The organism is Phormidium sp. CCY1219 (genome assembly GCF_055795085.1).
The window spans coordinates 1-11,029 of record NZ_JAYFEQ010000680.1 but is presented as its reverse complement, the minus strand read 5'-3'; the positions used below and the strand labels follow the sequence as shown (position 1 = coordinate 11,029).

11 protein-coding genes are annotated in these 11,029 nt (G+C 51.4%); 3 read left to right on the top strand and 8 right to left on the bottom strand.

Translation table 11 applies throughout. The features are described 5' to 3' along the window. The first annotated feature begins 73 nt into the window (after positions 1-73). A complete protein-coding gene (locus tag AC0QH1_RS19975; RefSeq protein WP_324633051.1) occupies positions 74-589 on the top strand; it encodes a L,D-transpeptidase in 516 nt (171 codons plus the stop codon). 290 nt (positions 590-879) lie between these two features. Here AC0QH1_RS19975 and dprA read toward each other — a convergent pair whose 3' ends face one another. The 7 genes from dprA to AC0QH1_RS19940 form a co-directional block, all read right to left on the bottom strand. Continuing rightward, on the bottom strand, positions 880-2,037 hold the full coding sequence (gene dprA, locus AC0QH1_RS19970) for a DNA-processing protein DprA (protein ID WP_324633050.1): 1,158 nt from the start codon (positions 2,035-2,037) through the stop codon (positions 880-882). Positions 2,038-2,062: 25 nt separating this feature from the next. Further along, positions 2,063-2,431 carry a hypothetical protein gene (locus tag AC0QH1_RS19965; protein ID WP_324633049.1) on the bottom strand — a complete coding sequence of 123 codons (369 nt, stop codon included), beginning with the start codon at positions 2,429-2,431 and terminating at the stop codon, positions 2,063-2,065. Positions 2,432-2,786: 355 nt separating this feature from the next. Next, positions 2,787-3,695 carry a serine hydrolase gene (locus AC0QH1_RS19960; RefSeq protein WP_324633048.1) on the bottom strand — a complete coding sequence of 303 codons (909 nt, stop codon included), beginning with the start codon at positions 3,693-3,695 and terminating at the stop codon, positions 2,787-2,789. 608 nt (positions 3,696-4,303) lie between these two features. Then, positions 4,304-5,566 (bottom strand): glycosyltransferase family 4 protein, encoded by a 1,263-nt coding sequence (locus tag AC0QH1_RS19955; RefSeq protein ID WP_324633047.1) that lies wholly within the window; start codon positions 5,564-5,566, stop codon positions 4,304-4,306. A 632-nt stretch (positions 5,567-6,198) separates the two neighbouring features. After that, positions 6,199-7,254, bottom strand: a complete 1,056-nt coding sequence (locus AC0QH1_RS19950) for a sensor histidine kinase (RefSeq protein ID WP_324633046.1) — start codon at positions 7,252-7,254, stop codon at positions 6,199-6,201. A gap of 196 nt (positions 7,255-7,450) precedes the next feature. After that, a complete protein-coding gene (locus tag AC0QH1_RS19945) occupies positions 7,451-8,164 on the bottom strand; it encodes a response regulator transcription factor (protein ID WP_324633045.1) in 714 nt (237 codons plus the stop codon). Positions 8,165-8,255: 91 nt separating this feature from the next. After that, positions 8,256-8,915, bottom strand: coding sequence for a DUF2301 domain-containing membrane protein (locus tag AC0QH1_RS19940; protein ID WP_324633044.1), 660 nt, complete (start codon positions 8,913-8,915; stop codon positions 8,256-8,258). 78 nt (positions 8,916-8,993) lie between these two features. Between AC0QH1_RS19940 and AC0QH1_RS19935 the strand changes: the two genes are divergently transcribed. Further along, on the top strand, positions 8,994-9,689 hold the full coding sequence (locus AC0QH1_RS19935; protein ID WP_324633043.1) for a hypothetical protein: 696 nt from the start codon (positions 8,994-8,996) through the stop codon (positions 9,687-9,689). Between the two features lie 29 nt (positions 9,690-9,718). Here the strand turns inward: AC0QH1_RS19935 and AC0QH1_RS19930 are convergent, their stop codons facing one another. Continuing rightward, a complete protein-coding gene (locus tag AC0QH1_RS19930) occupies positions 9,719-10,510 on the bottom strand; it encodes an SAM hydrolase/SAM-dependent halogenase family protein (RefSeq protein WP_324633052.1) in 792 nt (263 codons plus the stop codon). A 239-nt stretch (positions 10,511-10,749) separates the two neighbouring features. Here AC0QH1_RS19930 and pirA point away from each other — a divergent pair, with 239 nt between their 5' ends. Continuing rightward, the gene (gene pirA, locus AC0QH1_RS19925) at positions 10,750-10,905 is read left to right on the top strand and encodes an arginine synthesis PII-interacting regulator PirA (RefSeq protein ID WP_442957345.1); all 156 of its coding nucleotides are present in this window, start codon (positions 10,750-10,752) and stop codon (positions 10,903-10,905) included. Positions 10,906-11,029 lie beyond the last annotated feature (124 nt).

Below are 11,029 nucleotides of genomic sequence, written 5' to 3'. Positions count from 1 at the left end.
CTAAAGCCGCAAGTTCGTTTTTCCTCCCCCGGCTAAAGCACGGGGGTTTCCAAACGTATCGGAGGTTATCATCATGAAAAAAAACAAACCCTTAATTTGGTTGCGTCGTTCTGGAATGCTCCTCGCCGGTGCTGTTTTAACCCTGTCGGCGGGTTGGGGGTGGTCTCCCGTCGCATTGTCGGAAGAAGTCAGCCACAATCGCATCGCCAGAATGATGCTGAACCTGCAAGAATCCGAAGACCGCTGGATTCAAATCGACCTCACCCAGCAAAAGTTAATGGCTTGGGAAGGAAATGATGTGGTTTACGCCGTCACCGTTTCCACCGGCAAAACGGAAACCCCCACCCCCACCGGCACCTTCGCCATTCAAACCAAGCACGAAGAAACCCGCATGCAAGGGGATGATTACGACGTTCCCGATGTTCCGTTTACCATGTACTATTATGGCGGTTATGCCATTCATGGCGCGTACTGGCATAATAACTTCGGCACCCCCGTCAGCCACGGTTGCACCAATGTCGCCGTCAATCACGCCGAATGGCTGTTTAACTGGGCCGATGTGGGCACCCCAGTGGTGGTGCATTATTAAGCGATCGCGTCTCAGGTAGACACTCGCGAGAGAATGTAAGCACCGCCATGCCCACCCAACAACCACCGTAGCAGTGCGTTACCCCTGCCACCTCCTGTATCAAAACCTCGGTTAGCCCCCCGGTTATGCAATTTGACCGCTTGTAGAGATGGGATTTATCCTGTCTTTACAAGCGGTCTGTACGTTCGAGGCGATCGCTTCGCAGGGGGGTCGAGTTCACCGGCGGTTTGCCAGCCCAATTCCGTCTGATGCAGGGCTTCCCAGGATGAGCGCGATCGCCCCCCTGCCATTTAACTGCGCCGATAGCGCATTCCGGGTAACTGCTCGACATATCCCAATAACTCTAACTGCAACAGGGCACTAGACACCGTGGCGGCATCCATTGCGGCAGCTTCCACGATCGCGTCAAAGGGAGCATCCTCAGTGGCGATCGCTTTCCAAACCCGCTGCAGTTGCGGTTCCAACTCCGGCATCGATGCCGCAGGTGAGGCACTGGGTTCCGAGGTTTCCGAGGCGGGGGTTTTCTGGAACAAAGAGAGCTGCTGAGGGTGGTCGAGTTTTGGCATTCCCCCCAGCATAGCCACCAACTCTTCTTCATTGACAATCATCTCCGCGCCGTTTTTCAACAATCGCAAACAACCTTGAAAGGTGTAATCCTCCAATCGCCCCGGCAATGCAAACACATCCCGCCCGAATTCGTTGGCCACCCGGGCGGTAATCAGCGCGCCAGAGCGCTGCGGTGCCTCCATCACCAGCACCGCACGACTCAAACCGGCAATAATGCGATTGCGCTGAGCAAAGTGTTCCGGTCTGGTTCGCGTGCCGGAGGGATGCTCGCTCAAAACCAGGCCGTGGCTGACAATTTTTTGGAACAAAGTGCGGTTAGCAACCGGATATATTTTATCTAAATGGGTGCCGAATACCGCAATCGTGCGACAGGCGGATTCTATACAACCAATATGCGCTTCGCTATCGATGCCGGCAGCCATGCCCGAGACTACCGTAAACCCGCACTTAGCGAGAACGGCGCTCATCCGGCGCGTCCAGCGCTTGCCATACTCCGAGGGGTGACGAGTGCCGACGATGCCCACTAGCGGACGAATGCCGAGATTTTCCTCGCGATCGATTTGTCCTCGGTAATACAGCAGGGGCGGTGGGTCGGGAATTTCTAAGAGCAAGCGGGGATAGTCTGGATCGGCGGGCGTCCAGAATTGTGGGTTTTTTTGCAGGTGTTGGCGATAGCGGGTTTCGGGGTTGAGGCGCGATCGCTCTGCGGTGATTTTTGCCCCCAGTTGTCGTCCAAATCCCTGCACCTGGGCCAGTTGCATCGCTGACGCAGACCACGCCACAGCCAAAGAACCAAAATGCTGCTGTAACCGCTGGAGCAAAATCGATCCGACGCCGGGAATTTGCGCCCAAGCTACCCAGAATATCCGTTCCTCTTCCATCCCGCGATCGCCTTACCTTGCATGATTATTTTGACTGTCTCGACTGCGAATTAGACAAGCGCCGGAAAAACAGCCATTGTTTTTGCGGGTGAAAAACCGCGATCGTCCGGATATTGCCCACCAGTTCCTCGATCCGTTCTCCCACAATTTCCAGCCATTTTTCTTCCCGACTCAAGCGGGCAAAAATCTCTTCATTCGGACAATCCAGCGTCAGCATCAGATTGCCCGGACGTCCCGAAATATCGGCCAAACATCCCTGCAATAACTTTTGCGTCCCCGGATCTAATCCCTGCCAAAATCGTTTGGTTAACGCTTGCATTAACGCTTCATTCATCCATTGGTCTTCAATCGCGATATCGGGATTTTCTCGATCGTAATATCTTCTGATTCGCATGGGTATTTTACCTGTGTTATTCTGCTTTGGACTCCCCTCGCGGCAGTGGGGCCATATCTTCGTCCCCCGCACCGGAGAAAACCGCCGAGGGCGATCGCCTCCTCATCAGGATCCACCGTTGGCAATCGGTGTCTATAGTTACAGGATAAACCCTACGTTAAAAAAAAGCTTAAAAAAACGAGAAATTTCTCATTTTATGCATAGGGCGATCGCCCCCACCGCGTGGGATCCCTTGCCCCGGTAGGGGGTTTGCCCCTGCGAGGGCGATCGCTGCTGGCGCTTCTCCCGAAGGCGCGGGGGAAACCCAATGGAAAATTAAAAATTGCCAGATTTCTCAATTCTCAATTGTCAATTGTCAATTCCCCAATCCCCGCGCACGATATAGGCGATCGGCAATTTGAGCAATGGCCGTCCGAAGCGCCACATCGGAATAAAACCCATCATCGATCGCGCTCAAGATGTAGGTTTTCCCCCGCACTTCCATCGCCAAAGTCGTACCGATAACCAAAGAATTTTGCCCGGTTTTTTCCCCTAACCATTTCGCTTTTGAATTCTCCAACGCCGCAAATCCCAATTCGCGATCGCGCTGATATTTCAGCAGAGAAATCAGCACATTATCTCCCGGATGTTCCCGGTTGTAAATCTTCACCATCATTCCCGTCAGTTCGTCACTGCTTAACGCATTGACATCCGTTCCCGGGTTCTCCGGCACGATACTGTCCCCGGTGAACTTTCCCCGAATCCTTGTCACCCCATACCCGGATTCTTCCAACACCTCATTGATATAATCCCACCCCAAATAATCTATCAGTTGGTTCGGCGCAATATTGCTACTGTGAACCAGCATTTCTGCTAAAATCTTCCACAGGGGATAAGTAATTTCCACTTCCATCTCCGAACCATCCTCGGTGAAATTCCCCGCCTCCACATAAATCGGCGTTTCCAGACTAATATTCTCCACCACCACTTTGTGCATCAATGCCACCGCGATCGGAATTTTTGCCAAACTCGCCGGACTTTCTGGCAATTCATCCCCGCGCAAGTGCCAGCAATTGCGCTCTAGGTCACATACAGCAATTTTAGCCCGTTCGGATAACCCACTGGTTTCTGCAATCTCCCGTAACGCTTTCGACTCAGAAAATTTCAGCGGGGGAGAAGCAGGAACTGCCTTTTCCATGCGCTCCAGTTTTGGCGGTTCGGACTCTTCACTCAATAAAATCGGCTCAACGAACAGTAACAATAAAAATAACAGCGGAAAAGACACGCCCATCCCCACCAACATGCCAGCCAACTGAATCCCTAGAGGGCTTTGAGGATACCATTGAGACGGCGCTTTTCCTTTTTTACTGAAACCAAAATTCGGATTGCACATAAAAACAGCTAGAGAGACAAATAAAGCCGCAACCTTGCCAGACGCACAGACTGAGAGTCAGCCTCTGCGATCGAGGGGTTTGCGTTTTCAAACCCCCCGGGAAAGCGGGGCGATAATTCACTCTATAATCTCTAGCCAAACCCAGGGAAATGTCAAGATAGTTTGGGAAATAAGGCAGTTATTTTTTAGTGGGTTTTTTCTGCGGAAACAAGTAGGCGATCGCCCCCGCGCCCGAGAGCATCACCAAACTCACCAAAAACAACGCGATAAATACCTGTTGCATGATCGGCACCAGCTAAACCTTCCTAACACAACCAACCTACCAGTTATACCGTCACCACGGCATCCCTGGTAGGCGAAGACACGAGAGCGAAATAGCTACAAACTCCAGCTTTCGCTTTTCTACCCCTTCCGGTTCGATCGCAAAAACTCGAATCGGCGACTCACCTCCCCGCCATTTTCCGGGGAAGTGAGTCGCGCGGTTCTACTCAGGGCGGGGGTTAGGCGCTCACCGGACCGCGACTTTCCATCGGTTCAGAGAGTACCTCGTCGTAGAGTTCGCTCAATTGCGCCGCGACGCCATGCCAGCTAAACAGGCTCTCCACGCGGGTTCGCGCGGCTGTTGCCAGCTCCACTTGCCACGACGGTTGCGACAGAATGCGGTCGATCGCCACCGCAAAAGCCGCGTCATCTTGCGGGGGACAGAGCAAGCCGGTTTTTTCCGACACCACCGTAAACTGCAAACCTCCCACATCCGACGCCACCACCGGGGTACCGCTTGCCATTGCTTCGATCGCCACCAACCCAAAGGGTTCGTAATGGCTGGGAACCACGCACAGATTAGCAGCAGCGTAGTAGTTGGGTAGCTCCTGATGGCTGACTCGTCCCGGAAACTCCGTCAAGTCGCGGATCCCGACTTCATCCACGATCTCCTCAATGCGATCGCGTTCGAGACCATCGCTCTTGCCCGGGCGAGACCCCCCCGCAATAATCAGCTTCAAGTTCGCCTCACCGCGCAGGGTCGAGCGACTCATGGCTCGCACCAGGGTTTCGATGCCTTTGCGGCGATCGAATCGGCCTACATACAAGACCACAAGACTATCCTCGGAAATTCCCAATTGCGCTCTGGCTTCGGCCCGCGATACGGATCCAAAACGCTCGATATCCGTGCCGCAGGGAATAATCTCGATATTACCTTTTTTCGACACCAGCGATCGCATGTGTTCTTTTTCCTGCGGACTGGTGGCCACAATTCGCTCCGCCGTTTCTAAGCACGCTTTTTCAATCCCGAGGCGCGTGTTGGCAATTAACGGAATCGTGGAAACGGAATTGTACTTCACCGCCCCGAGAGAGTGGTACGTATGAATCTGCTTGATGGGTTGCACTTTCTTCAATTCCATTCCCACTGCCGCAGACAGCCAGTAGTTGGTATGAACTAATTGATATTCTATCCCTTCTGCTTGTTGAAATTTCAACAGAGATTTCACAAACTCAGGCAGGTTGTCGTAAATTTTCTGCCGGGGGATAAACTTTTCCGGGCCGGCAACTAAGCGAATCGTGCGACAATTCGGATGATGTTCTACCACACTCGCCTGGGTTGCGCTGGACTTGCGGGTAAACATATCCACTTGCCACCCTTGTTTGGCCAGGGCTTCCCCCACTTGCCGGACGTAAACGTTTTGACCTCCCGCCTCTTCTTTTCCAATTTCAACTGCAGGATCGCCGTGAACGGATATTAATGCAATTCGCTTTGTATCTTTCATGGGTTTATGTTACCATTCAATCGAAAACAGCTAGAACCAAATCGCTTAAGTTTCTCTAAAAACCCGGGCAATTGGGTACAACGTTTCAGGCCGTTGTTTTCAAAGGTCTGCCGATGTATCTTGCTTCACCCCTGGGAAAACTGCGGTAATTTTTTCCGGCTTTTCCGGGGTTTCTCAAGCGGCAACTTCCCCTAGCTGCAATGTTGAAGAAATCGCGATCGCATCTGCCGGATTTTTTGCCAGACAGTGCGGTAGAGGAAAACCCGTTACCGAATTCAACTCTAGCGCTTCTTCTGAATCGTTTCGGAGGGTTGGAAAACCATGCCCTCTCTCGAAACATCTTTAGATTATCAAATCCCTCTCGGCTTTTTATGACAAACAGATGACAATCCCTTGTCGGTTTTGTCAGGATTCTTTAACAAATACCTCGAACCGCTTACGGAGCCTGGAATTGCGAGAAAAAATAGCTCGACAAACGGGGGTGTTTTCTCTGGTGAAGTCCCACCGATACAGTACGGTTTTCTGCCCTACTCGGTGGGCGCGGGGGTCTCGGGAGTTGTCAGGTTAGAAATGATTAAACCCGGCGTTAAGTCTGGGTTATGAACGGCGCGATCGCTGTAGTTCCTTATCCCCTAAATTCCCTCTGCAGCAGGCAGAAAAAACTTAAACGTACTCCCCACCCCAACCTGACTTTCCACATAAATTTCTCCCCCTTGTAGTTCGATTAAGCGGCGACAAATCGCCAACCCAATACCGGTTCCGCGAGAATGTTCCGCCCGGGATTGAGCCGATCGCCAAAACCGCTCGAATACATGGGGCAAATCTTCCGCTGCAATCCCGAACCCGGTATCCACCACCGCCACCCAAACCCGATCCGCTTCCCGCCACCCCCGCAGCGAAATCGAGCCGCTTTCCGTATAGCGAATCGCATTTCCCAGCAGATTGACTAACACTTGTTCGAGGCGATCGATATCGGCAACAACCGCAGGCAAATCTCGGGGACAGTCTAACTGCAACTGCGTCTTTTCTTCCAGTAATTGCTCGGAAAACTTTTCTGCGAGTAATGCTAACAGGGGATAAAGCGGCACTGGGTTTAAATTCACAGGTAAATATCCCGCTTCTGCTTTAGAAAGCAGTTGTAAATCTTTCACCAACCGCTCTAAGCGGCGGGTTTCTGTAATCAGTTGATAATAGATAGCGGCTGAAGGTTCGATGCTGCGATCGGCCAATTTTTCTAAATAGCCGCGAATCACTGTCAGCGGCGTTCGCAATTCGTGGGTAAGATCCCCGATGATTTCCCGACGTCGTTGTTCCACTCCTTCTAAATGCATCGCCATCCGATTAAAACTCGTCCCCAAATCGTGAAGTTCGGGAATTTCACTGGGCGGTACCCTTTGCGACAAATGACCGGCGGCAAATTGATGGGTGATGTCTTCGAGTTGCGTTAGGGGTTGAGTAATCCGATTGGCGACCCAATAACTCAATCCAACGGCGGCTAAGGTACTGACGATCGCCGCGCATAAGGTACTGCGATTCCAGGCAATTTCAAACACCCGAATCAGTTCTTCCCGCGCCGCGATCGCATCTACTCCAATTCCCTCTAACTGAGCCAGTTCTAACTCGAAAAACTGCGGCGAAAACGTTTTGCCAATGATGAAATAAGTGGCCACTCCCACTAAAGTTGCCAAAAAATGGGAGAAAAACAATCGGGAGGATAGGGACAGCGAATGGGGGATGAGATGATTTAAACCGAGCATATTATTTGAAAATTTTAACAGTTCGGAGCCGACTAATCGGATTTAGGGAATATAGACCCGCTTGTAGAAACGCGATTCCGAAGCGTTTCCCACCAGAAACCCACTCGTTTGTAGAGTTACTGATGATTTATGATTCCATCGCATCGTCAAACTTATATCCCACCCCGATCGCCGTTTTAATAAACCTCGGTTGACGCGGATCCGGTTCGATTTTTTTCCGCAGTCGAGCCACATGAGTATCCACCACCCGCTCATCGCCAAAAAAGTCATCGCCCCACAGATGTTCTATCAATCGAGCGCGATCGCAGACGCGACCCGGATTTTTCACAAACAGGGTTAATAATTTAAACTCCGAACTGGTTAACTCGAGTTGTTGGGATTTATCCCCATGCAGATTACGAGTGGCAATATGCCGCTCTAAATCTACAGTAAAATGTTCGGTACAGTAAATCTGTTGCGGGTGTCCGCCGTGACGCAGACTGCGCCGCAACAACGCACGCACCCGGGCAACTAATTCCCTCGGACTAAACGGTTTGACGCAATAATCATCCGCTCCCGTAGATAAACCGACGATGCGATCGATTTCCTCCCCGCGAGCGGTCAGCATTAAAATATAGGGATCTTTTAAATTCGTTTGTTGTCGGATCCGGGCACAAACTTCCAATCCGTCTAACCCGGGAAGTCTCAAATCCAGGATAATTAAATCCGGTTGCCGTTCCCGAAATAATTCTAGGGCACTTAAGCCATCGTAACAGGTACGACAGGCAAATCCTTCACTTTCTAAAGACTCTTGGATTAGCTCGGCAATCGTGCGTTCGTCTTCAACAATTAAAATCTCCATTATGGCATCGTTTTGTCCGACAAAGTTGGAAAATTTACCCTCAATCCAGGCGATGGGGAAGGGGAAATTATCCCCTTCCCATTCCCCGCAATTAAGCCTGAGCCTTCTTCTGTTTCTTGAGGTATTCAAACACGCTCTTATCCCCGATATCGTCGGGAATCGCTTGGAAGGCTTTTCGCAATCCAAAGACTAAAAATAACACCGCCCAGATTGCCAGTAAAATTTTTTCCCCGTAAGGAGACAAAAAGCCGAACAAATGGCCTAAAATTAACAAGGGGACTACGGGGGTGAGCAATTTGGTTTCCAGGCGATTAAAGCAGAATGCTTCTTTAAAGTAAATGCCGGTGAGGGCGGCGAAGGTAAATCCGATACCGAACAAGGCGGCGGGCCGATCGTACAAGGTTACGGCGAGGGGCGTGCTGTAGTTGAGCGCAAACCACAACGCCGCCGCGCTACCTACCAGCCAAAATAGCTGTAGCAGGCGGTGTAGCGCCCCGAGATAGATGTGAATGGTGAGCAAGCTCACCCCGAGGGCGATGCAAAAACAGGCATAGAGCGCGCTCGAGGCATTTAAAACCATCGGGGAGGTGCCTTGCCACAGAACCAATGTGGTGCCAATCGCAAAGCTGAGTGCCGCCACCATCAACCCACTGCGGTAGATGATGACCTCTCGGCGATCGCGATCGGTAATGGTAAATTCCCCAAACTGTCCTTGGTAAACCGGGGTTTCAACAGAGTTGGCCTGAGTCATAATGGATGGCTAACGATTGACGACAAAAAACATTTGCTAAGCTAAACTTTATTATGAACGGTTCCAGAGATTTGACAAATGGCTAAATCCAAAAAATCCTCCAAAAATAATCCGCCTCCCGAGAGTATTATAGAAATAGATGAGGGGGTGTTTGGGACGCGGCTATCCGAGCGCTCAGACTGGCCCGAGCGTGGGGAGATGTCCACAAGCAACGGGGTAACTTTGGTGCCCAACAGTTTCGGCGGGATAGACATCATGCTCTCCGATGAAGATGACGACTTCCCCGGGATAAGGATCCTGCTCACAGAGGAAGATGACGACGACGAAAATGTCTCGGGAAATTTTGACTTAACTCCCTTTTGCGAGCCAGAGGAATTTGAGGAAAATATTGCGAATATTTTAGGCACCCAGGACATTGAGGTCAACGAACGGAATTTAAAAACTTATTCTAATTATCTGAAAAAAACAATGACCAAGCCCTGCTATCTCAGGGGAATTGAGGAGTTTGAGTGGGAAAAGTATTACCTCTCCGGTTCGGGGAGCGAGAAAGAATATGCCAAAAAGCAAAAAACCAATCCTTCTTATGAAGATACGTTTAAGTGGGTGAAATTCGCCGATGAAATTGATGAGGAACAGGGACTTTTTGTCATCGTGGAGCGCACGAGCGATCGCCGCAAGTTTACCATGCCGTTATCCAATTTAGAGGCGGTGGATGAGTCCTCGAGCAATTCCCGGTTATTCGGCACTTATTACCTGTGGTTGGTTTATTATTAAATTTTTCCACCACCGAGGAGATGGCATGCTTATTGCCATCTAACCTCTACCGTTGCGCCCACTTCAAGCTGTAGTTGACTTCTGGCGCTGCCCCCATTCACGGCAATTTCTACCCACCCGTGAGAACCCACCAGGGCGATCGCCCCTCCTTGGGTGGCATCACTGTAGGTTGTGCCCCCGGGAATCTTGGTTCCCGCCGCCACCACAGACCACCGCTGTTCTCGGACCGCAGTTCCGGGAATGTTGGTGGCGAGATTGCCAAAGCGATCGACATACTGAATGCAGCCCCGGGCACCCTCGGAAGTCGGTTCCCACTGGGGAAAATCCAGTTTGACCAAGATTCTCGGATCGATGGGATTGCCCAGCTTGGCTAAGGGCACACCCCTAGCAATGTGGGCACCGACGGGAGCGAAAATATCTCGACCGTGAAAGGTGGTGCTGGGGGTGGAGGTGCGCCAATATTGGGGGTTGGTGAGTTCCACCGCCGCCGCGATCGCCGTTTCCTCGGTTAAAACGGCAGTTAACAACCCGTTATCCGGTGCCACGAACACCGCATTTGCCAATTGCACCGCGATCGCCCGACGCTGACTGCCCACCCCCGGATCCACCACCGCCACATGCACGGTACCCTCCGGGAAATAGGGAACCGCATTCATCAAACAAAACCGACCCGCCACCACATCCTGGGGCGGAATATCGTGGGTCAGATCCACCACCGTGACTTGGGGATTGATTTGAGCGATCGCCCCCTTCATCACCCCCACATAAACGTCCCTATAGCCAAAATCCGTTAATAGCGTCAGTATTCCTCCGTCGTGCATCCTGCCCCCGTTGAATTGAGAATTGAGCATCACAGCTACGTTTCAACGCGCCCGCCTCGGTGAGTTTTCTCCGCGAACCTCCACCGGGCTAGGGTGAGGGGCTTGTGGCTGAAACCCGCAGCCCCCGGATTTATGGAGATTTTATAAAGTTTTGGTCAAATTTGATACCATTTTCAGTTACAGATGCTATTTTAAAAGTAGGCCATCTTACACTAACACAGAGTAGAAAAATGTCCAAGCTGAACAAAATCAATCAAGATACAGTTAAAAGAGCGGCAGCCGCTCATCGCGAAGCCATCCAAAAGCACTTGCAGCGACGGATGGAAGTGGCGAGACAACAAGGGGATGAGAACCTATTGCGGATGCTAGAAGCCGAAGCCAACTACTTCAGCTAGAGAAGTCCGGGTGAGAGAAAAGTGAACACCAGCCATAGAGAGTCAGTGACTCCGTAGAAACCAACCCCATGTCTAAAGCCAGGGGCTTGTACTTCTAACCACCTGACCAGCCTAAACCGAACGG

Bases quoted from the DNA above. Each gene is read 5' to 3' on its own strand.
- AC0QH1_RS19975 (WP_324633051.1), top strand. From the start codon at position 74: ATGAAAAAAAACAAACCCTTAATTTGGTTGCGTCGTTCTGGAATGCTC.
- dprA (WP_324633050.1), bottom strand. From the start codon at position 2,037: ATGGAAGAGGAACGGATATTCTGGGTAGCTTGGGCGCAAATTCCCGGC.
- AC0QH1_RS19965 (WP_324633049.1), bottom strand. From the start codon at position 2,431: ATGCGAATCAGAAGATATTACGATCGAGAAAATCCCGATATCGCGATT.
- AC0QH1_RS19955 (WP_324633047.1), bottom strand. From the start codon at position 5,566: ATGAAAGATACAAAGCGAATTGCATTAATATCCGTTCACGGCGATCCT.
- AC0QH1_RS19945 (WP_324633045.1), bottom strand. From the start codon at position 8,164: ATGGAGATTTTAATTGTTGAAGACGAACGCACGATTGCCGAGCTAATC.
- AC0QH1_RS19940 (WP_324633044.1), bottom strand. From the start codon at position 8,915: ATGACTCAGGCCAACTCTGTTGAAACCCCGGTTTACCAAGGACAGTTT.
- AC0QH1_RS19935 (WP_324633043.1), top strand. From the start codon at position 8,994: ATGGCTAAATCCAAAAAATCCTCCAAAAATAATCCGCCTCCCGAGAGT.
- AC0QH1_RS19930 (WP_324633052.1), bottom strand. From the start codon at position 10,510: ATGCACGACGGAGGAATACTGACGCTATTAACGGATTTTGGCTATAGG.